This window comes from Crocosphaera chwakensis CCY0110, from assembly GCF_000169335.1.
In the GTDB taxonomy this organism is placed as follows: domain Bacteria; phylum Cyanobacteriota; class Cyanobacteriia; order Cyanobacteriales; family Microcystaceae; genus Crocosphaera; species Crocosphaera chwakensis.
Window position 1 is genome coordinate 67,374 of the sequence record NZ_AAXW01000017.1, and the last position, 21,667, is coordinate 89,040.

Annotated in this window: 25 protein-coding genes; 14 read left to right on the plus strand and 11 right to left on the minus strand. The window is 36.1% G+C overall.

All coding sequences use genetic code 11. The annotated features are described in order from the left end of the window. Positions 1-127: 127 nt before the first annotated feature. The gene (locus CY0110_RS12880; protein WP_008275884.1) at positions 128-598 is read right to left on the minus strand and encodes a photosystem I reaction center subunit XI; all 471 of its coding nucleotides are present in this window, start codon (positions 596-598) and stop codon (positions 128-130) included. 227 nt (positions 599-825) lie between these two features. Here CY0110_RS12880 and CY0110_RS12885 point away from each other — a divergent pair, with 227 nt between their 5' ends. The 3 genes from CY0110_RS12885 to CY0110_RS12895 all read left to right on the plus strand — a co-directional run bounded on the left by CY0110_RS12885 (position 826) and on the right by CY0110_RS12895 (position 1,994). After that, complete coding sequence (locus CY0110_RS12885; protein ID WP_008275885.1) at positions 826-1,317, plus strand: photosystem I reaction center protein subunit XI; 492 nt, start codon at positions 826-828, stop codon at positions 1,315-1,317. A gap of 97 nt (positions 1,318-1,414) precedes the next feature. Next, positions 1,415-1,531, plus strand: a complete 117-nt coding sequence (locus CY0110_RS12890) for a photosystem I reaction center subunit VIII (RefSeq protein WP_008275886.1) — start codon at positions 1,415-1,417, stop codon at positions 1,529-1,531. A gap of 217 nt (positions 1,532-1,748) precedes the next feature. After that, the gene (locus CY0110_RS12895) at positions 1,749-1,994 is read left to right on the plus strand and encodes a HypC/HybG/HupF family hydrogenase formation chaperone (protein ID WP_008275887.1); all 246 of its coding nucleotides are present in this window, start codon (positions 1,749-1,751) and stop codon (positions 1,992-1,994) included. 4 nt (positions 1,995-1,998) lie between these two features. On the opposite strand, the gene CY0110_RS12900 is transcribed toward CY0110_RS12895, so the two are convergent. Continuing rightward, positions 1,999-2,757: a response regulator transcription factor gene (locus tag CY0110_RS12900; protein ID WP_008275888.1), complete on the minus strand. Its 759-nt coding sequence runs from the start codon at positions 2,755-2,757 to the stop codon at positions 1,999-2,001. Between the two features lie 96 nt (positions 2,758-2,853). Here CY0110_RS12900 and CY0110_RS12905 point away from each other — a divergent pair, with 96 nt between their 5' ends. Next, positions 2,854-3,600 carry a creatininase family protein gene (locus tag CY0110_RS12905; RefSeq protein WP_035799336.1) on the plus strand — a complete coding sequence of 249 codons (747 nt, stop codon included), beginning with the start codon at positions 2,854-2,856 and terminating at the stop codon, positions 3,598-3,600. A 701-nt stretch (positions 3,601-4,301) separates the two neighbouring features. Here CY0110_RS12905 and CY0110_RS12920 read toward each other — a convergent pair. Then, on the minus strand, positions 4,302-5,291 hold the full coding sequence (locus CY0110_RS12920) for a glycosyltransferase family 2 protein (RefSeq protein WP_008275892.1): 990 nt from the start codon (positions 5,289-5,291) through the stop codon (positions 4,302-4,304). A gap of 169 nt (positions 5,292-5,460) precedes the next feature. On the opposite strand from CY0110_RS12920, the gene purM reads away from it, so the two are divergent. Continuing rightward, a complete protein-coding gene (purM, locus tag CY0110_RS12925; RefSeq protein WP_008275893.1) occupies positions 5,461-6,483 on the plus strand; it encodes a phosphoribosylformylglycinamidine cyclo-ligase in 1,023 nt (340 codons plus the stop codon). 136 nt (positions 6,484-6,619) lie between these two features. After that, on the plus strand, positions 6,620-8,182 hold the full coding sequence (locus CY0110_RS12930) for a hypothetical protein (protein WP_035799338.1): 1,563 nt from the start codon (positions 6,620-6,622) through the stop codon (positions 8,180-8,182). Positions 8,183-8,245: 63 nt separating this feature from the next. Here CY0110_RS12930 and CY0110_RS12935 read toward each other — a convergent pair whose 3' ends face one another. The 6 genes from CY0110_RS12935 to CY0110_RS12960 all read right to left on the minus strand — a co-directional run bounded on the left by CY0110_RS12935 (position 8,246) and on the right by CY0110_RS12960 (position 13,377). Then, positions 8,246-8,455, minus strand: a complete 210-nt coding sequence (locus CY0110_RS12935) for a type II toxin-antitoxin system HicB family antitoxin (protein ID WP_008275895.1) — start codon at positions 8,453-8,455, stop codon at positions 8,246-8,248. Positions 8,456-8,634: 179 nt separating this feature from the next. Next, the gene (locus CY0110_RS12940) at positions 8,635-9,150 is read right to left on the minus strand and encodes an LppP/LprE family lipoprotein (protein ID WP_008275896.1); all 516 of its coding nucleotides are present in this window, start codon (positions 9,148-9,150) and stop codon (positions 8,635-8,637) included. A 62-nt stretch (positions 9,151-9,212) separates the two neighbouring features. Then, a complete protein-coding gene (locus tag CY0110_RS12945) occupies positions 9,213-9,899 on the minus strand; it encodes an META and DUF4377 domain-containing protein (protein WP_008275897.1) in 687 nt (228 codons plus the stop codon). A gap of 105 nt (positions 9,900-10,004) precedes the next feature. Then, the gene (locus tag CY0110_RS12950) at positions 10,005-11,546 is read right to left on the minus strand and encodes a glycine betaine ABC transporter substrate-binding protein (protein ID WP_008275898.1); all 1,542 of its coding nucleotides are present in this window, start codon (positions 11,544-11,546) and stop codon (positions 10,005-10,007) included. A gap of 41 nt (positions 11,547-11,587) precedes the next feature. Further along, complete coding sequence (thiL, locus tag CY0110_RS12955; protein ID WP_008275899.1) at positions 11,588-12,568, minus strand: thiamine-phosphate kinase; 981 nt, start codon at positions 12,566-12,568, stop codon at positions 11,588-11,590. Further along, complete coding sequence (locus CY0110_RS12960) at positions 12,565-13,377, minus strand: ABC transporter permease (protein WP_408605573.1); 813 nt, start codon at positions 13,375-13,377, stop codon at positions 12,565-12,567. Before CY0110_RS12960 ends, thiL begins: the two co-directional genes overlap by 4 nt. 219 nt (positions 13,378-13,596) lie before the next feature. On the opposite strand from CY0110_RS12960, the gene cutA reads away from it, so the two are divergent. Together cutA and CY0110_RS12970 are read left to right on the plus strand one after the other, a co-directional pair. Then, positions 13,597-13,917, plus strand: coding sequence for a divalent-cation tolerance protein CutA (cutA, locus tag CY0110_RS12965; RefSeq protein ID WP_008275901.1), 321 nt, complete (start codon positions 13,597-13,599; stop codon positions 13,915-13,917). A gap of 11 nt (positions 13,918-13,928) precedes the next feature. Beyond that, positions 13,929-15,140: a glycosyltransferase family 4 protein gene (locus CY0110_RS12970; protein ID WP_008275902.1), complete on the plus strand. Its 1,212-nt coding sequence runs from the start codon at positions 13,929-13,931 to the stop codon at positions 15,138-15,140. A 79-nt stretch (positions 15,141-15,219) separates the two neighbouring features. On the opposite strand, the gene CY0110_RS12975 is transcribed toward CY0110_RS12970, so the two are convergent. Continuing rightward, complete coding sequence (locus tag CY0110_RS12975) at positions 15,220-15,903, minus strand: sugar transferase (protein ID WP_008275903.1); 684 nt, start codon at positions 15,901-15,903, stop codon at positions 15,220-15,222. 165 nt (positions 15,904-16,068) lie between these two features. On the opposite strand from CY0110_RS12975, the gene CY0110_RS12980 reads away from it, so the two are divergent. From CY0110_RS12980 to CY0110_RS13010, 6 genes are all read left to right on the plus strand, one after another. Continuing rightward, positions 16,069-16,251, plus strand: a complete 183-nt coding sequence (locus tag CY0110_RS12980) for a hypothetical protein (RefSeq protein ID WP_008275904.1) — start codon at positions 16,069-16,071, stop codon at positions 16,249-16,251. 53 nt (positions 16,252-16,304) lie between these two features. Next, positions 16,305-17,357: a DUF3326 domain-containing protein gene (locus tag CY0110_RS12985; RefSeq protein ID WP_008275905.1), complete on the plus strand. Its 1,053-nt coding sequence runs from the start codon at positions 16,305-16,307 to the stop codon at positions 17,355-17,357. Then, on the plus strand, positions 17,350-17,943 hold the full coding sequence (locus CY0110_RS12990; RefSeq protein ID WP_035799344.1) for a CPBP family intramembrane glutamic endopeptidase: 594 nt from the start codon (positions 17,350-17,352) through the stop codon (positions 17,941-17,943). Before CY0110_RS12985 ends, CY0110_RS12990 begins: the two co-directional genes overlap by 8 nt. 30 nt (positions 17,944-17,973) lie before the next feature. Beyond that, the gene (locus CY0110_RS12995; RefSeq protein WP_008275907.1) at positions 17,974-18,423 is read left to right on the plus strand and encodes a DUF3531 family protein; all 450 of its coding nucleotides are present in this window, start codon (positions 17,974-17,976) and stop codon (positions 18,421-18,423) included. A 495-nt stretch (positions 18,424-18,918) separates the two neighbouring features. Continuing rightward, positions 18,919-20,376, plus strand: a complete 1,458-nt coding sequence (gene glcD, locus CY0110_RS13005; RefSeq protein ID WP_008275908.1) for a glycolate oxidase subunit GlcD — start codon at positions 18,919-18,921, stop codon at positions 20,374-20,376. A gap of 111 nt (positions 20,377-20,487) precedes the next feature. Further along, positions 20,488-21,474 carry a permease gene (locus tag CY0110_RS13010; RefSeq protein ID WP_008275909.1) on the plus strand — a complete coding sequence of 329 codons (987 nt, stop codon included), beginning with the start codon at positions 20,488-20,490 and terminating at the stop codon, positions 21,472-21,474. A 15-nt stretch (positions 21,475-21,489) separates the two neighbouring features. Here CY0110_RS13010 and CY0110_RS31390 read toward each other — a convergent pair whose 3' ends face one another. After that, a complete protein-coding gene (locus tag CY0110_RS31390) occupies positions 21,490-21,618 on the minus strand; it encodes a hypothetical protein (RefSeq protein WP_008275910.1) in 129 nt (42 codons plus the stop codon). Between the last annotated feature and the right edge of the window lie 49 nt (positions 21,619-21,667).

Below are 21,667 nucleotides of genomic sequence, written 5' to 3' on the forward strand. Positions count from 1 at the left end.
ATATCTTTGCTCAAAATCGACAGTGCTGTCCCAACTGTTGATTTTTGTCTTTTTTAGACACAACTAGGACTTAACCAGCGTTAACTCCTAAAAATACATTGAAAGTACCGATTACTGAAAAAAGATACTAACCTAATATTGTTGAAATAAGGTCAATAGAGAGAATTTTGCAGAGAAGAGAGGCAAAAACGACTCCACCACAACCACCCATGAAGAAACCATTAGCAAATTCACCCCAACCTAGAGAGGTTGCGAACGCTTCAGGAACATCAGGAGTGGTTAAGGTTGCTATGGGTTTGTTTACGTCAACAGAAGCGTACAAGGATAAAGCAATGGTTAGAATAGAGATTATGGCAACTGCGGACAATAAACCTGCAGTGCTTGCATATTCAGTGTGACGCAAAGGGCCGAGAATGGCAAAAGGTCCGTAGAGAAAGTAACCGTGAGCCATACCAACTTCTAAACCACGACGATGAGCGGATAATCCTTGACGATAAGCCGGTAAGTTTCTGATAAAAGCAAGAGACAACCGCGAAGAGTTTATCGGGGTGGCTAAATTGCCTACTTGAGGATCTCCACCCTGTTTGATAATGTCCATTGTCATGAATTGTTGGATTGTAATGATTGCTTACCACTTCTTAACTTTACCGTTTTTTTTGTTCCTTTTCAGAGCAAAATGTAAAGAATCTTTACTTAGATACAAAAATTAATGAATTTTTTTTACGTTAAGGGCAAAATTAATCTTCCCTTGTCCCTTACTTGCCTAAAATGTAATCTTACAAGTCAAGCCATCCTATTCACCAAAATCAGGAGGACTCAAGAAAAATGGCAGAAACTGGATACACCCAGATGGTTAAAGCCTATAAAGGTGACCCCTTTGTTGGTCATTTGTCAACCCCTATCTCTGACTCTGGCTTTACAAGAGCTTTCATTAACAATCTACCTATTTATCGTAAAGGACTTTCCCCTCTTGCACGAGGTTTAGAAGTCGGCCTTGCTCATGGTTATTTCTTAGTTGGGCCTGAAGTGGTTTTCGGTACTAACCGTGATTTTCCTACAGACCCCTATCTAGCTGCTTTCTTAACGGCAGTTGCTATTGTCATCATCGGTACCATCGGACTCAATGCTCATGGTTTAGTCTCTCTTAAGAGTGCTAATGAATGTGCGCCTGGAACCGATGCTATGCAAACCTCTGAAGGTTGGAGTCTCTTTGCCAGTGGCTTTTTCTTAGGTGGGACAGGAAGCGCTTTTATGGCTTATTTCTTGCTGGATAAGTTTTCTAGCATTGATGCAATTTTCCGTGGCTTAGTTAACTAAACATCGCTGAAAACGGTTTAATTCGATTTTCAGAATTCCAAATTTTTGAAAAAGTGCTTGACTCAATTCAAAAAACAACTTACAGGAGAAGAATCACATGAATGGTGCTTACGCAGCGTCTTATTTACCTTGGATTTTAATTCCCGTTGTCACTTGGCTCATGCCAATCGTAGTCATGGGACTCTTATTTATCTACATTGAACAAGAGGCTTAACTTGACAGAAAATGAAGAATAAGGCATTTTTTATCCTTTAACATAGTTTTCTTCATGTCTGGAAAGGCTCTACTTATTTTGAGTAGAGCCTTCTTTTTTAAACCTAAAAAACGTATTAAGAATAAGATATTAGAGTCTTTAATTACACTTGTTGTTCAAAACTTGTGTTACAAGAAAACTATTATGATTTAGCATTCAGTAAAACGAGACAAGAACCATGTGTTTAGCTGTTCCTGGAAAAGTAGTTAGTATTAGCCAAGATGAGCCTTTATTGAGAAAGGGAAAAGTTAGTTTTGGGGGAGTGATTAAAGAAGTTAGTTTAGCTTATGTTCCTGAAGTGAAAATCGATGACTATGTCATTGTCCATGTGGGATTTGCCCTTAGTATTTTAGACCAAGAAGCAGCCGAAAAAAGCCTCGCAGAATTTCAGGAAATGGAAGCTATTCTATCAATGGAGCAATAATTCATTAACCGAAACGATAACCAAACCCTCGAACTGTAATTAAATATTCTGGTTGACTGGGATCTTGTTCTAATTTTTCCCGTAACCAACGAATATGAACGTCAACGGTTTTAGTATCTCCTAAAAAGTCAGGCCCCCAAATTTGTTCAATCAGTTGCTCCCGTGACCAAACCCGTCGGGGATAACTCATAAACAGTTCTAGTAAGCGATATTCTTTTGGAGAAAGGGCAATTTCTTGTTCTCCTACTGTAACCCGACATTCTTGGGTATAGAGGATAATGTCACGAAACTGTTTGACCGAACTTGAAGAAGAATTGGTTAAATTTTGACGACGAATTAAAGCCCGACACCGAGCCACTAATTCTCGCATACTAAAAGGCTTCGTTAAATAATCATCAGCACCCACTTCTAGTCCTAATACACGGTCTGTTTCACTGGCTTTGGCACTGAGGATTAAAATAGGAATAATATTGCCCTGATAACGCAATAAACGGCAGATGTCTAACCCGTTAACTTGAGGTAACATCAAGTCCAAAATTAACAGATCAAATTCTGTTTCAGTTACCTTGGCATTTTTGTTTTCTTCTTGTAACAAATTTAAGGCACTCCGCCCATTATTGACGGCGGTGATATCGTAACCTTCATCTTCTAAGGCCAGAACAATCATATCGCGGATCACATCTTCGTCTTCTACCACTAGGATGCGGTGAGTATTGACCACAGAAGGGTTAGGGGGAGTTTGAGGGGTGTCAAAAGATAACATAATTAATCTAATTCTTGATTCTATGCCAATATAGACAACAAAACGGAACCGTTAGGATTAAAAATATCCTCATCATTGTTATACCATTGAATCCCTATGTTGCTACATTTAATGACCTGGCCTGAAGTTGAAGACTATTTAAAAACCAATACAGGGATGATTATTCCTATTGGTTCAACTGAACAACATGGACCAACTGGACTCATTGGTACCGATGCGATTTGTGCAGAAGCGATCGCCAAAGGGGTCGGAGAACAAACCCAAACCATTGTCGGCCCTACAATCAACGTCGGAATGGCTTTGCATCATACGGCTTTTCCTGGCAGCATGAGTTTACGACCCAGTACCCTGATTCAAGTTATTCTTGACTATCTTACCTATTTAACTCAAGCAGGATTTACTCACTACTTTTTTATTAATGGTCATGGGGGTAATATTTCTCCTTTAAAGGCTGCTTTTTCGGAAACCTACACCCATTTATCGAGTCTCAATATTCCTCAAAGCGATCGCGTTCGCGCTAAAGTGGGCAATTGGTTTATGTGTCGTTCCGTTTATCAAAAAGCCAAAGAACTTTATGGAGATCAAGAAGGCTCTCACGCTACCCCCTCAGAAGTAGCAGTTACTCAATTTGTTTATCCTGACTCCATTAAAAAAGCAGACTTATCTCCTGATGTTGCTTCAGGTTATCCCATTTATGGAGCAGCGGATTTTCGCGCCCATTATCCTGATGGTAGAATGGGGTCTAATCCTGCTCTGGCAACTCCTGAACATGGTCAACAATTGTATGAATTGGCGGTTAAAGAGTTGAGCGAAAGTTATTTGAAATTTCTGCAAGCTGATTAATTTTTATGGTTTTAGTGTTTTAAAAGAATTTACTTTCATTGACGATGATGCCCTTCTGAATGAGCTTGCTCAAAGATAATTTCAGCGATGCTTTTGTCCCCTTGAAAATTCTGTTTTTTAAATTTTTATCTAGAAGGTTAAAAAAGATGAAAATAATTAAGGACTTTAAATCACTGATAATGCTATTGATTTTTGGATTTTTTTTATCAGTAATAACTACAGCAGTAGCTTACTCAGTTTTTTTTCCACTCAGTTCTATTGAGTTTTCTATTTTTTGGGTTTTCAAAATTTTGATACTTCAAGTTGTCTTTATTACCATAGGTTCAATTGGTTTTTTAAAGTATAAGAAAAAATGACATTCTGTATTTCTATGACTAGCTCGACACCACCAATCCCTGAACTCATTAAAGACTTTTTTGCCAGTAATTCTATTTTGAGTTGGTTCTTTTGGGGAGTCCTCCTTATCATATTGGGAATTGTAGCAACTCTATTTCTAACAGGAAATGTTCATAAGCTCTTAAATTTTTTTCAGCAAAATACATTTATTTTAATTAGAATTCGTCTTAAGTTAATGTTACGAATAAGTTTTGGTTAGCGATCGCCAGCCTATCAATGTTGAGTCCTGGATATGGGGGTAGGGGCGATCAAGACAAAATAATGATTTAACTCCGACCTCCTTTCTTCCGAACGCCGAACTCAGATCAGCTTAATTTTGAGCTTTCTAACTCCCTAGAATGAAGATCGTCATGAAACCCATAACGTTCTCGAATTAAATACAAGGGACGTTGTTTGGTTTCTTCATAAATGCGCCCCAAATATTCTCCGAGGATTCCTAAAGTAATTAATTGTACACCACCGATAAAGAGGATAGTTACCATCAAAGAAGCATATCCTGGCACATCAATTCCTAAAATGATCGTTCTAATAATCAGAAAACTGCCATAAGTAAAAGCTAACAAAGATAAAAATAACCCTAAATAACTCCAAACTTTTAACGGAACTAAACTAAACGAAGTAATTCCATCTAAGGCAAAATTCCATAACTTCCAATAATTCCATTTAGTGGTTCCTTGGAGTCGATTAGGGCGATCGTATAATACGTATGTCTGTTTAAATCCAACCCAGGCAAACAAACCCTTCATAAAACGAGTCCGTTCTGGCATCGTTTTGATTGCGTCTACCACCCGTCTATCTAACAACCGAAAATCTCCCGTGTCACGGGGAATGGGTACACTACTAATACGACTAATAAGGCGATAAAAAGCGTTCGCTGTTGTCTTTTTAACTAAACTTTCCCCTTGTCGTGAGCGACGTTTTCCATACACTACATCATATCCTTGTCGCCATTTTTCAATTAACTGTTCAATTAATTCTGGGGGATCTTGTAAATCCGCATCAATGGGAATAACAGCCTGTCCTTGAGCATTTTCTAACCCTGCGGTTAAGGCAATATCCTTACCAAAATTACGAGAGAGACTAATGACTTTTATCGACCGATAACGACGATGATAATCAATCAAACGCTCTAGCGTCCTATCTCTACTACCATCATCTACACAGACAATTTCATAAGATAGATTTAGGTTGTTTAATACTGTAAACAGTCTTTGAAAGAGCAAATCAAGACCTTCCGCCTCATTATAACAAGGCACAATAATTGATATTTCCACTTGATTAAGATTAAAAGACATAACATTATAAGGCGTTTTAAGATGGAGTACAGATTCATAAATTATTTAATTATGACACCTTTGCTTTAATGTTGTTTTTGAGTTATCTGTATAGGATTTTCCTGAGATGCTTAAGACGATATCAGTTACAATGACTGAGTGCAACTTATCCAAGTTTCTTAAGTTTTGTATGGACTATCAAGACGCAGGGGTTAATATTGAGACAGGTCGTTCATTTGTCGATAAAATTCGTCATTCTGTAGAAAGTACCTATAATCCTCACGTTTTAGGGGGATTAGGGGGTTTCGGAGGTTATTTTGAATTACCAACGGGTTACGACAATCCTGTGTTGGTATCGGGTACCGATGGAGTGGGAACTAAGTTAAAAATTGCTCAAGCTTTAAATCGTCATCACACTATTGGTATTGATTTAGTGGCGATGTGTGTCAATGATATTTTAACCTCTGGGGCCAAACCGTTATTCTTTTTAGATTATTTAGCCACAGGAAAGTTAAACCCTCAACAATTAAGTGATGTGGTAACAGGAATTGTTGAAGGATGTCATCTCAGTGGTTGTGCTTTATTAGGAGGAGAAACCGCAGAAATGCCCGGTTTTTATGGGGCGGGAGAATACGATGTGGCAGGGTTTTGTGTGGGAGTGGTAGAAAAAAGCAAACTCATCGATGGATCGCAAATTAATATTGGTGATGTAGCGATCGGATTAAGTAGTAGTGGGTTACATAGTAATGGCTTTAGTTTAGTACGTAAAATTGTTGAAGTTAATGGCTTGAGTTGGGGCGATCGCTTTGATACGTTAGGAGATAAAACATTAGGAGATGTTCTCCTAACTCCCACCCAAATTTATGTTAAACCTATTCTTGAAGCGTTAAAGTCAGGAATAGAAATTAAGGGAATGGCACACATTACAGGAGGCGGTTTACCTGAAAATTTACCCCGTTGTTTAGGAGAAAATCAATCTGTAAAAATCAATCCTGAAAGTTGGCCAGCTTTACCAATTTTTCAATGGATTGCTAACATGGGAAATGTCAGAAAATCGGCTATGTTCGACACTTTTAATATGGGTATTGGTTTTGTGATTATTGTTCCTAAAAATCAAGCAAATTTTACCATTAAATGGCTTAAAAGTCAAGAAAACAATGCTTATAAAATTGGAGAAGTTATAGAAGGAAATAGAGAAATGATAACATTATAATGTTTTAAAAAATTTGATTTAAGTTAAACTCGAACCAATAATCTGATACAATTTTCTAAGAAATAAACTAAAATTATTTCTCATTTTTAAATATTAAATTTTGACTAAAAAATTAACTCATCTATTAATAAAAGCTATGAAGAAAACTTTAAGAAATTTCGGAAAATTACTTATTATATTATCGTTAGTTTATGGAGCATTTATTCTCAGTTTTGTTGTTTTAAATTTTACTAATTACAGTGGAGATCAAATCAATGACGCTTATCGTGTAATGGGGATCTGGGAAAATTCTTGGCCGACTTTGGGGCCGGGACCTGCTGCTTGGTCGGGACTTGTTGGAGATGTTTATTTACCACCCCTTTACTATTATTTAGTTTTTCCTGGTACTCTTATAACCCCTGATTTATCTGCTCAAGCAATATCTAATGCTTTGTTTACTTTTTTAACTATTCCTTTGTTGGCTTTTACTATTTATCGATTACTAGAAGGAGTTGAAAAAGATAAACGTTTTTTCTTATCTGCATTATCGGGATTTTGGTATATTTTCTTATTTAGAAATATTGTTATGAGTACCGGAGATAGTTTAGGAGGAAATCCTGTCTCTATTCCATTTTTTTTACTCTGTTTAGTTCTCTTGTATGACTTTCAACTCAATGAAAAACTTTCTCCTAAATTAGAAATATTATGTTGGATAGGGTATGGTTTAGTCATTGCTATCATTACTAACTTACACTTTTCTTCTCTATATGTTATATCTGCTGTTTCTATTATTAGTATTATTTACTATATTTTTCAAAACCCAAAAAGTAAAAAACAATGGACTTTACCAGGTCTTGCCATTTTCACAACCTTAATTACTTTAACCCCTTATTGGATTGGGGAATTGGGACGTAATTGGATTAATACACAAAGAATTATTCAACTGGTTTTTGATTCTAGTACAGAAGAAGGTCATAGTGTCTCTTTAACGCAAAGATTTCAAGCAATTTTTTCAGGTTATATTGATTTAGGCAAAGATGTTTATTTTATTAGCGATTCTGATAAAAGTATACTCATTTCTATTGTTTTTTTATTGTTAATTCTTGTTGTTGGTATCTATAAATTCAAAGGAAATAAAACAATTTTTTATAGTTTACTTTTTGTTTGGGGAGTTTTTCTGTTAGCATATTCTTCAACAGATTTAGAAAAAACTTATAATCCTGTATTCTATAAAATTTTAATCTACTTATCTCCTATAGTTTTAACAATGTGCAGTTTAGCTTATCTTGATTTTTCTAAAAAGCTAGATAAAATATTAATTAGTTTTATTATTTGTTGTATAACTATTTCTCTAGTCGTTAACATTAAATATTTTGCGAATTATATTAATAGTCGTGGAGGAATATCAAGAGTTGCCAATACATCTGATATTAGTGAAGCATTGGAAACTATTCCTGCTCAGTCAATAATTTGCCATCCCCAAGAAAGATATAAAAATATTCGTAATCAAGAATATATTAATCAATATATCAATCAACAAGATTTAACTTTTGTAGGAGAATGTGAAAGAAATTTCTATTTACTCTATCCTAAATATGGATCGTTAGGGGACTATCGACTTAAGAAAACAAAATCAATTTCTGAGGATTTTAAAAATTTTGATCATCAATACGAATTATTTGAAGAAACCCCTTTATTTTATATTTATCAAATTAAGTAATTATTTAAGGATAAGGAGCAATCGAACAATAATTAAATGATAGCGATCGCTCCTTGTTTTAAGTTAACCAACTTCTACATATTCACAGAGGGTTTTAGCATTAGGAAACTCATTACCTTCTGCTTGTAAGCTGCTAAGATGATTAGAAATAGAAGCATAAATAGATTTCTTTACTTCTTCAACAGTTTTTCCGACAGCAGAACATTCAGGTATATCAGGAACATAAGCACCGTAATGAAATCTTCCTTTTTCAATAATTACTGCGTAACGCATAAGCCATCCTCATTCAAATTATTTTTCTTACTTCAATGTTAATACAGCTTTTCTGAGGCATAACTTAAATTTAAAGAGAATTCGTTAACGGCTAATTACCAACAGTCTCTTATTTAGTAAGGTTAAAATTCCTCTTAAAACCATCTTGCATTTTTAATACTTCTTTAACAAATAATTTGTCATGCTTCTGTCATTACTTCTATGGGAATTAAAAGCGGTTTAGCATTTTTAGCTTCAATGTTAAACAATACCCGACTCATCTTAGAAGGACAACATAAGGGATCGTCGTTATCATAACGTTTATATTCTACTAATAAACGAGAAGGACTGGTTAAGAAAATCCTTGCTATATCACCATCTGTACGAGAGTTCATCGCTTGAGGTGATAGGGTTCCGGCAAATTGTTCTCCCACAAAAACAAACCCTTGATAACCCAAAGGACGACACATCCCATCTACTCCACTCATAGCGGTTATGACTGTTGTTTGATCATAGGTTTGTTTAGGACCAAATAACTCCCAACCTGCTTTAATAATATCTTTTTCTTCGAGGGTTTTTGCTTCTCTTAATTGGTCTTTACATCTATCAATATTGGGAAGTTCAGCATCTATTTTAGGTGCATTCGGAATCTGTTTTCCTATATCATTCCAATTGGTTACTTGCTTATCTAACCATATTTTTTCTCTTTCCTCCACTGGTTTTTTACTAATAATTTCAATGAGTGACCACTGAATGCTACTACTATCAGCAGGGGGATTTAATTTTTTTTTTGAGCAATTCTTAACTCATAAAAATATCCAGGTTCGTAGTCAAATCCTTCAATGGAACCATAGAATAATGTCCAATCATCTTCTAAATTTTCTTTAATTTGTAAGCATTGTTGAGGTGCAACTCCAATACAATCTATGGTTTCAGGACTAAGATAAACTGTTTTTTCTACAGTTTTACTATTTTCGTTATTTGTCAATTTGAAGGTTAAAATACCAATTTCTTTTTGTTTGATATAAGCAATTTCTAATTCTCCTTTTGCATTGATACTATAAACTTTTGCCCCTTCTAAAGCAGATAAAAACAACATTTCTTGATTCATTATTTCTTCAGGACAAGCTTTACGGGTTGCAGCAATTAAACCCACTTTCATAGAGTTTTCTTGAACAGCATATCCTGCAGTATACCTGTTACAACTTCCGCTTCCTGAGAGTGCGTCTTTCTGAAAGGCAATCGTAGAGTTTTCTTTACTTAACACTTGATTTTCAGTCCAATTAATTAATTGCCATTCCGTTCCGACTAAGGGATTTTTCTTTTGATTTTCGTCTTGATTTTCCGTTGAGTTAGATGGGTTTTCATTAGCGATCACAGAATTAAATGATTCCAAAGAAACTAAAGAAATTGATAGGAGGATTACTCCTTTAATTATTGTTTTCAGTCCATATTTATTAATCATTTTTAATTCAAAACCTTATCAATTCATTAAATTATTTCAATCTTGATCATTATAACAATTTTTTAGAGACTTGCTAAAAATCAATTGCTAACCAGATAAATCACCTCATTCAGTTAAATTTTTCTCCCTCAAAAAATCTTCTACCACTTTATTAACTGACTGTCTTTCGTGATCAACCAGATAGTTAAGTTGCTGCATCTCTTCTGAAGAAATTTGTCCTGATAACTGTTGTATAATATTGCTGAGATTCGGATATTCTTTTAATGTTTCCTGATTAAAAACGGGAACTGCTTCGTAGGGAGGAAAATAATTTTTATTATCTTCTAACATCTCTAAGTTAAGAACACTTATAAGTCCATCCGTGGAATTTCCTGCTACTAAATCAACGTTATTTTCTGCCAAAGCACGATACATTAATCCTAATTCCATGGTTTTTGGTTGCTGCGCAAACTGTAAATTATAGGTCTTAGAAAGTCCAGGATAACCGTCTTCTCTGGCCAAAAATTCATAACTAAATCCTGCTGTCCATTCAGGGGTATATTGAGCCACATCTGAAATAGTTTTGATATTATATTGTTTCGCATCTTCTTCTCTAATTAAAATAGCATAGGTATTTTCAAATCCTAGAGATGGCATCACTTCTAATTGATATTCTTGATTATAAACGTCCTTAACTTTTTGATAGACAAGATTAGGATCACTAATAGGTTTCCGTTCCAAAATAGCAGTAAAAGCGGTTCCCGTATATTCAATATAACCATCTATCTCTTGTGCTTTAACTGCTTCGTGACAGATAAAAGTACCCCCTAAATTAAAGCGACGATCTACTTTTAAATCGCTATTATTTTCAATTTGCTGTGCTACCATTTCCCCTAAAACAATTTGCTCAGTAAAGTTTTTTGAGCCAATAATAATTTGACCTTGTGACTGATTAATCCAACTAAATGCAATAAATCCCAGTGCAATAATTAAGAAAAAAAGAACCAAGAATTTTTGTTTATTTTTTTTCTTTTGTGTATCCGTTTGCGTCAAATTATTCTCTAACCAACCTAGTCCCCAATCTACTAATAAAGCAATAATAGCTGAAGGAATAGCACCAGCTAAAATCATGGTATTATCAACCGTAGATAGTCCTCTAAAAATAAAAACCCCTAATCCTCCTCCTCCTATAGCTGCTGCAATGGTAGCGATGCCAACACAAATAACAGCAGCAATTCTTACCCCTCCTAAAATCACTTTTAAGGCTAGAGGTAATTCAATTAAAAATAAAATTTTCAAAGGGTCTAATCCTAGAGATTTACCAGCTTCTTTGACTCCTTTTTTAATTTGAGTAATACCAATATAAGTGTTTTTGATAATCGGTAGCAAAGCATACAAAATTAAAGCAATGATTGCTGGTCGTTTTCCAATCCCTCCTAAAAAGGGTACTGTAATTAAAAAGCCGAATAAGGCTAAACTAGGAATAGTTTGGACTGCATTAGTTACTAATAAAATAGGATTGGCCAATTTCGGATAGCGACTCATGATAATGCCTAAAGGAATACCTATCCCAGTAGCAACTATCATGGCAATTAATACTAAGGTTATATGTTCTCCTGTTCGTAATAAAATAACCGATGTGGGAGGAATTGAAAGCAATAAATTCATTATTTTACTCGATACTTGATACTTCTAAGAGATTATGACTCCTAAGAAAAATGCTGAAAACCCTTAGTTAAATTTAAGGCTTGTTGTTGATCGCCGTCTATTAATATTACTGATTTTTCTTCAACAATTTTACCAATAATTTTGGCTTCTTGTCCTATTATCTCAACCAGTTTCTTAGCTGTTTTTTCTGCTAAACATAAGACTAATTCAAAATCTTCTCCTCCATATAACACCCAATTCAAGGCTTGTTCTGAACTGAACCACTGTGATATTATAGAAACGCATGGTAAACAGGACAATTGTATCTGTGCGCCCACTCCACTCATTGCACAAATCTGTATAACGGCATCCCCTAATCCATCACTACTATCCATTCCTGTAATGGTATGAGTGTCCATAATCTCCCAAAGATGGGGAATCAAATCTAAACGGGGTATAGGATATTGATGAGCCTTAATTAACCTATTCTGGATATCTCTGTCTAGATTACTTGCTACAGTAGGGTTAAGCAACAATTCTAGTCCCCCTCGTGACATACCATGATATCCCGTGGTAATAATAACATCTCCAGGTTGAGCAGTTGAGCGTTTAATGATGTGATCAGGATCAACTTGACCTAAAGCAGTAATGCTTACTGTTGTTACTTCAGAGCGACAAATATCACCCCCGACAATGGGTGTATTGTATTCTCGTAAAAGATTACTCATACCCTGGTACAATTGTTCTACCCAATCTACAGGAAGATTTCCAGGCAAACTTAAGCCGATAACAATCCCGACAGGACTAGCTCCCATCGCTGCGAGATCGGATAAGTTAGCAGCGATCGCACGCCAACCCACAGAGTCAGGGGGAGTTGTGGTTTGGCTAAAGTGTATCTTGTCCACTAAAACATCAGTGGTAACCACTAACTGCTGTTGAGGATCAATAGATAAGACTGCTGCATCATCCCCAATTATATCATGGGGGCAAAAAGACTTTAACTTTTTAAGTAGTCCTTGTTCCCCAATATCTTTAATTTTCATCGTTTATTGCGTAAAGTCGGGTTAAACATTTCACTAATACCTTCCCCGACAAAAGACAATCCCACAACCATCGATGTCATGGCCATTCCAGGGAATAAAGTTGTCCACCAAATACCCGTTGATAAGTCAGGTAATGCTTCTTTTAGATCATGACCCCACTCTGGAACTTCTTCGGGTAATCCTAACCCCAAAAATCCTAAACCACCTAATACTAAAATAGCATCGGCTGCGTTCAAGGTAAAGACCACAGGAACACTTTGAATAACATTTAAAAATAAGTAGCGAGATAAAACACGGGTAGGAGTTGCTCCCATCGCTTTTGCTGCTTCGATAAATAACTCATTTTTTACACTGGTGGTATGATTACGAACGATTCGATAATATTGAGGAATGTAGGCAATACTAACAGCGATCGCTACATTCAGAATTCCTCGTCCTAAAATAAAAGCCAAAGTCACAGACAATAATAGACCTGGAATTGTATAAATAGTATCCATAAAAAACAATAATACTTTATCAACTTTCCCTCCTAAATACCCGCTAATTAAACCAAGAGGGACACCAATTAGCATTGATAAAAATGTTGCCAAAAAAACAACCTTTAAGGCAGCTTGTGAACCAAAAAGTGTACGAGAAAAAACATCATATCCTCGAACATTTGTGCCGAACCAATGACGTAAACTAGGAGACTCTCCAGGAATATTACTTAATAAATCTCTGGGATCTTGTAACAAGCCAATTCCTTGTAAAATAGGAGCAAATAAAGCAATAAATAACCAAAATAATGTAACTAATACACCAATACACATTAATTTTTGAGCAAGACTCAAACGAGAAAAACGCTCTATGGTAAGTTTCGAGGTTATCATAAGCTAATTATTTTCAAGGAATAGATACGAGAAAATTGTAACTCATTATGACAAAAGTCAGAACTATTATGTCGTCAATTTATTTTATTCTGGTATAATCTACATTGTTAGTTGTTCAATGTTCAAAGTTAACTGTAATTACAATAGAAAAAATCATTTATGTCTTCATCCTTTATTGTTGTGATTACAACAACATCAAAAAAAGAAGATGCTAATCAAATCGCAAAAACTTTGTTAGAAAAAAACCTAGCAGGTTGTATTCAAATCCTTGGTCCGATCAGTAGTCATTATTATTGGAAAAATGAACTATGTACCGATGAAGAATGGCTTTGTTTAATTAAAAGTAGTGAAAACAATTATCAAACGCTAGAGAAAACGATCCAAAATATTCACCCTTATGATGTTCCTGAAATTATTAGTTTATCGATTTTAGAAGGAAGTCAAGGTTATCTGAGTTGGTTAAATCAGCAACTTAAATAATAGTTATTTTTATGACCATTTCTAAATCTAATAAGCAATTAAATATTTCTCTTATTGTTAGTGATTTATCCAGTAAAGGTGCAGGCCGTTGGGGTGGTGCAATTCGACCTTTTTTATTAGCACAAGCTTTACAAAAATTAGGTCATACCGTCAAGATTTTTGGTATTGCTTATGAAGAAAATGGGTTATCAGAGTTACCCCAGGATTTGCCCATTATATCTATTCCTTGTCCTTATTATGCAGGGTTTGGAGGAACATGGCGATCGCTGAAACAATTATTACCAAAAATTGATGGAGATATTCTTTACGCTGTCAAATTAAAACCCAGTAGTTATGGCATTGCTTTACTGAAAAAATATCTCAGTCATCGTCCTTTAATTGTCGATATTGATGATTGGGAAATGAGTTGGTTTGGAGGAGATGGTTGGCGATATAATTTTACTGTCAAAGGGTTTATTGAGGATTTATTCAAAGGGAATGCACCTTTGCAACATCCTGATCATCCTTTCTATTTACAACGGATAGAAAAATTAGTTTCTTTAGCGGATCAAGTTACCCTACATACCCAATTTATTCAACAACGGTTTGGAGGTATTTATGTTCCCAATGGTAAAGATACGGATTTATTTGATCCTCAAAAATATGATCCTCAAAAAAGCCGACAAAAATATAACTTAGAAAACTATAAAATTTTAATGTTTCCTGGCGCACCACGGCCTTATAAAGGGGTAGAAGATATTTTAATAGCTTTAGAAAAGCTGAATAATCCTGAGTTTAAATTAGTGATTGTTGGGGGTAGTCCCTATGACAATTATGATAAAAAGCTAGAAGAAACATGGGGAAAATGGCTAATTCAACTACCGAAATCTCCTGTTGATGCTATGCCTGAAATTGTTTCGGCTGCCCATTTAGTGGTAGTTCCCCAACAGGATACACCAGCGACAAAAGCCCAATTTCCCTTGAAATTGACTGATGGGATGGCTATGGCAAAACCGATTTTAGCCAGTAAAGTAGGAGATATACCTGAGATTTTAGGAGATACGGGTTACTTGGTTGATCCCAGTTGTCCTGACCAATTAGCTACTCAAATTGACTGGATTTTCAATCATTTAGAAGAAGCCCAAGCAAAAGGAAAACAAGCTAGAAAAAGGTGCATTAAAACATACAGTTTACAGTCAATGGCCACAATTTTATCTCAAATTTTAGAACCGTTTTGTTTCTAGTTATGAAGTAATGAAAGGTGTTCAGTTAAATTTGATAGGATTGTGTTGTGTAAGGCAAGTTCTTAAACAGAGAGAGAATTTAGTAAGCACCTGTTTTGTTAAAGACAACTAAAACAGTTTTGACAATTAGATGGAGGTCATACCATAAAGACCACTTATTTTGATAGTTAATGTCCATTTTGACAATATCTTCAAAGTTTTTAACGCTAGAACGCCCATTTACTTGCCATTCACCTGTTATTCCAGGCTTAACGTTAAGGCGTTGCCAATGATGAGGGTTATATTTTTCTACCTCATCTACAGTTGGAGGACGAGTTCCCACCAAACTCATATCTCCCATTAAAACATTCCAGAACTGGGGAAATTCATCGAGACTGGTTTTTCTTAAAAACGCCCCTAAACAGGTAATACGAGGGTCATTAGTATTCTTAAAAATATGTCCTTCAGCTTCATTTTTTACTAAATGTTTCATTTTATCAGCCCCAACCACCATAGAACGAAATTTCCAAATGCGGAAGCGACGGCCATGTAAACCACAGCGAACTTGGCTGTAAAGTAAGGGACCTGGATCACTAATAAACATGATCACCATAATCGGAATAGCAATCATCCCAGTTATTATTAATCCAGCTAAAGCCCCAATAATATCGATTCCTCGCTTAAGTTTACTGTTGATCGAGGGATGGAAAGTGTTAAAGGGGTAAGTTGTTTGTGTCACAGCTACAGAAAGGGTATTTTTTTCTAAAAAAGTAGATGCTGTCATGGTTTTACTTAATCGGTCTTTGCTCTCCTGATTACCAGGATAAAAGAGAGATGTTAGTTTTCATGTCAGCGTTGATGTTATTGTTTGTATAACTTTGTGGATAAATTCAGGTTAAGAAGACTGATACACTGGTCATGATGTGTAAATTATTAGGTCAAACTAATTATGACAACCCATTTTATTGAAGCCGAAATCGATCTTCAGCAAACCCATCTGACTCTCAAAGAGGCTGTAGAAGAAGCCTTACAAGAACAAGGGGCACCTCTACGTTGGGCGATTACAAAAGTGAACAAAGAAAAACAAACTGCTCAAGTAGAAGCGATTGTCACTACAGCGAACAGTCAATAGTAGTCAACCAATTTAACTGGTAAGTGATAACCGATAACTGGTAACTGGTTGTAATGATTCATCGTCCTTATACCGTTGTACTAATCGTTCCCACTGGGATTGGGGCAGCTATTGGTGGATATGCTGGGGATGCTTTACCCGTAGCTAAAGCCATGGCGAAAGTCTGCGATCGCTTGATTACCCACCCTAATGTTCTCAATGGAGCGCAACTCTATTGGCCCTTAGACAATACCTTGTATGTCGAAGGGTATGGCTTAGATCGCTTTGCTGAAGGAAACTGGGGTTTAAACCCTGTTCACCAGAACCGAGTGGGGTTAATTTTAGATCGAGGGATCGAACCTGAATTAAGAACCCGCCATATTCAAGCAGCAGATGCCACTAGAGCAACCTTAGGGCTAACGTTAACGGATTATGTGGTAACAGATATCCCTCTTGAGGTAGAATTACGTACCGCCAATTCTGGGGCGAGTTGGGGAACCATTAGCCATCCCGATAGTTTGCTGAGGGCTGCACAAAAGTTAATCACCAAAAGTAAAGCAGAGGCGATCGCTGTTGTCGCCCGTTTTCCTGATGATGTGGATAGTTTAGTCTTAGATAATTATCGTCATGGACAAGGGGTTGATCCCTTAGCCGGGGTAGAAGCGGTGATTTCTCACCTCGTCGTCCGCGAATTTCGTATTCCCTGCGCCCATGCGCCGGCTCTAGAGCCATTACCAGTGGATGATACCATTTCCCCCCGTGCAGCAGCAGAAGAATTAGGTTATACATTTTTACCCTGTGTGTTAGTGGGGTTAAGCCGTGCGCCTCAATTTGTTACTCAACCTCAGTCTCAGAGTATTTGGGTTGATCAAGTGGATGCGCTGGTCATTCCTCACACAGCTTGTGGCGGTAGTGGGATACTCAGTTTTAGTCAACGTAACACCCGTATCATCACCGTTACCGACAATACAACGACCCTGAATGTGACCCCCGAAAACTTAGGAATGGAGGCAATTACGGTAAACTCATATTTAGAGGCGTTGGGTGTTTTGTCAGCTCATAAAGCTGGTATTAGTATTGATGCCTTACGTCCTGTTGTTTGCTCTATTTCTCAAGCCTGTGACTAATCCAAACTCCTCCGATATGGAACCGTTAACCCGTACCCAGATTTTAGTGGTTATGGGAGTAACGGCTATTATTTTGTTAATTATTGCTAAAGTGTGGCAATACTTTGGCTCCATTGCTTTAATCAAGATTCAATTATCTACTGATGGGCTGTTGTATGGAGCTAGTTTAGCTGGTGTGATCATTATTGCGAGTAGTCTTGTTTATCGTGTGTGGCCTGCTTATCGTCAAAGTGCAGATTCTTATTTAGAATTGGTCTTAAAACCTTTAGTCTGGCCAGATTTAATTTGGTTAGGTTTATTACCTGGCCTTAGTGAAGAATTACTATTTCGCGGAGTAATGTTACCGGCCTTAGGATACGATTTACTAGCGGTCATTTTATCTAGTTTAGTGTTTGGTGTATTACATTTAAGTGGCTCCCAACAGTGGCCTTATGTGGTTTGGGCAAGTTTGGTAGGATTTGCCCTTGGTTATAGTGCTTTAATGACTGATAATCTATTAGTTCCGATCACCGCTCATATTATTACTAATTGGATGTCAAGTGCGCTATGGAAGTTTAATAATAGAACCAGTGATGTTTCTTCTTAGTTAATTGTTGCATTTAATTTTTACGATTGTATGGAAGTTCAATTTAGAGAGTTTAATCCGTTTGATCTATGGATTTGGTTAGAATTTGAAACCGTTCCTTCTCCTATGGAAAGACAATATGTAGAAGAGGTTTTTAACTCCTGGTTTTATTTAGGTAAATTGGGAGGATTTAATGCTGAAAATCTCCAAGTCCAAGATATGGGGGTTGAAATTAGTTATATGGATTACGATACCAAAGTTTCTGATGAAATGATGATGGCACCGATGCACAATATGGCTGAATTTGAATACGAAGGGATTTGGGGTCGTTGTTGGTTTGATCTGGGAACCAGTGATTTAATTGCCCTCGATATTTTAATCAATGCTTTGACTCAATTAAGTCGAGAATTAATTGTTATTAAAAACTTAATTATTGGGGGAGAAAATGAAGATTGGCCGATTACGAATAAGCGACAGGCAATGTTCGCTGAGGAGAATTAATCCGAGTTCGGTGTTAGAGGTTTGCCGATCAAAGTTAAGGGAAAATTTTATAAATTTCTCTAGGATTTGCAACTCTCTGACAAATAATAGTCTGATTCTTTTTGTCGAGAGTTAAGCCTATTCTATAATCTCCAACTCTAATTTTATACTTATCTTTATAACCTTTCATTTTACTGATATAGCCTAATTCAAAAGGATTATTAGTTTCTAATTCATCAACAACAATTAATTCAATACGAACCTGTATATCTCTTGGTAAACAGGCTAATTCTTTTTAAAATATCTTAGTGTATTCAATTTTCCACATTTTTATTTTTAATTGATTCTACTAATGAGAGCATAGAATAGTAAAATAGCTATTAAAATTACAATATTTATCTTCATATAGATAATAGTTTAAACCGAAATAAACTTTTAATATACAACTGTATTGTATTATTCCCCTGAAAACGAACAAATCAGCTACAATAAAACACAAGAATCAATCATAATTCCATGTTATTAAATAGAATTTTTAACGACACCGATAAAAAATGGCGGCTCATTATTAAAGCTTTAGAAACAGCCGTTGGGAAAGACGGGGTTGTTCGTCGTAAAGAAGAATTGTTAACCTACGAATGTGATGGCTTAACAGCGTACCGTCAACGTCCGGCAGTAGTGGTATTACCTCGCACCACAGAAGAAGTAGCAGGAGCAGTTAAAATTTGTCATGATTATCAAATTCCTTGGGTAGCAAGAGGAGCCGGAACCGGACTATCAGGAGGCGCATTACCGGTCGAAGATTGTGTTTTAATTGTCACGGCACGTATGAAACAAATACTCGACATTGACCTAGAAAATCAAAGGGTGACGGTACAACCAGGGGTAATTAATAATTGGGTAACACAAGCGGTGAGTGGTGCCGGTTTTTATTACGCGCCGGACCCTTCGAGTCAAATTATTTGTTCGATTGGGGGTAATGTAGCAGAAAATTCTGGGGGAGTTCACTGTTTAAAATATGGGGTGACTACGAATCATGTTTTAGGCTTAAAATTAGTCATTCCTGACGGGTCAATTATTGAGGTTGGGGGTAGCATTCCTGAGATGCCAGGATATGACTTAACTGGGTTATTTGTGGGGTCAGAAGGAACTTTAGGCATAGCAACAGAAATCACGTTAAAAATTCTCAAAACCCCTGAAACCATCTGTGTCGTTTTAGCTGACTTCACTAATGTCGAATCTGCAGGACAAGCAGTGGCTGATATTATTAGTTCTGGGGTCATTCCTGCTGGTATGGAAATTATGGACAATTTCTGTATTAATGCAGTAGAAGATACCGTTAAAACGAATTGTTATCCACGGGACGCAGCAGCCATTTTATTAGTAGAATTAGATGGATTATCCGTTGAAGTGGCAGCTTATAAAGAAAAAGTTGCAGAGATTTGTCGTAAAAATGGGTCAAGAGAAATTACGACAGCCAATGATTTAGAAACCCGTTTAAAACTTTGGAAAGGGAGAAAAGCGGCCTTTGCTGCTGCTGGTAATATTAGTCCTGATTATTTCGTCCAAGATGGAGTTGTTCCCCGTACCCAACTCGCAAATGTTCTTGAAAAAATTGACCAGTTAGGAGCAGAACATGGTTATCGTATTGCCAATGTTTTCCATGCCGGAGATGGTAATTTACATCCTTTAATTTTGTATGATAATTCTATTCCTGGACAATGGGAAGAAGTGGAAAAATTAGGAGGAGAAATTCTTAAACTTTGTGTGGAATTAGGAGGCAGCTTATCAGGAGAACATGGCATCGGTTCGGATAAAAATGAATATATGTCCTATATGTTTAATGATATTGATATCGAAACCATGCAATGGGTAAAACAAGTGTTTAACCCAGATAATTTAGCCAACCCTGGTAAACTTTTTCCCACTCCTAGAACTTGTGGAGAAGCAGCTAATGCTAAAAAAATAGCTTGACGTTTCTGCCAAAAAGTGTATAGTATTATTCCCTGAGTTGATGATAAACATCATCCTTAATAGTGTTGATAATTTTCTCAAACAAGCGTTATTAATTATCGCTTTTAAAATATGTCCCAACTGAATTCTATCTATACCATATTTGTCAGTAACCTGTTAATATCTTTACCCTTTCTTCTCCTTGGTATTGTGGTTTCTAGTGTATTATTAGTCTTTATTGATGAACATCAATTAGTTGCTAAATTGCCCCGTACTCGCATTTTAGCAGTTATTATTGGCAGTAGTTTGGGGTTTTTGCTTCCCCTAGGACAATATGGGAATCTTCCAATAGTTAGACGGTTGCTTTTACAAGGCGTACCTATTCCTTTATGTATTAGCTTCCTTGTTGCTTCTCCTACTGTTAATCCGTTTGTTATTAATAATAGTTGGCAAGTGTTAGGAGACCATCCTAGATTAGTATTTTTAAGAATTTTGGGGGCTTGGTTAATTGGTATTGTGGTAGGCTTAGTTTTTAGTGCTTACCCAGAAAAGTCTGTCATCATAGATGAGTCTTCTTCTGTTCTTAAAAGTCGTTCTAGTTTAGTCCATTCAGGCACTATTTTAGCAGCTTCAGAGGAGTTTCAACCGTTTCATCGTGCTGGTAATTTAATTTACGAATATCAAGGTAATATTAGAAACTCTGGGAATATATGGCAACAATTATCATTATTTGTTGAGAATATAATTAAAGAATTTATTGAATTAGGAAGTATTCTTACAGTTGGGGTTGCGATCTCTACAACTTGTCAATTTTTTCTACCTCAAGCACAACTGTTTCAATGGGGAGAAAACCCTTTGAACCAAATATTAGTTATGGTAGTGTTTGGTTTACTTCTATCTCTTAACTCTCTGGGGTCTGCTTATTTTTTAACCCCTGTTTTATCTTCTGTTTTATATGGTTCTGCTTTAGTTTTCTTACTTTTAAATTCTCTCTTTAATATCGCTAGTTTAATTTTATTGTTAGGAATAATGCGGAGTAAATTTGCCAGTTATATATTTATTTTAACAGCACAATTAATTTTAGTTTTAGGTTTAGTTCTTAACTTTTATATTAGTTGATAATATCGGTTTATATCATTCAAATGCGTTGATAATATCTTCTGGTAACAGATCGTCAAAATCCTCTGGAACAGTAAATTCTCTAACACATAAACCAAATGGCCGTAATTGTTTATTATTGACAATTGGTTTATATTCGCCCATCAAACGAGAAGCGGTCTCGAAGAGATCCGCTTTGCGGTGCGCGTCTTGT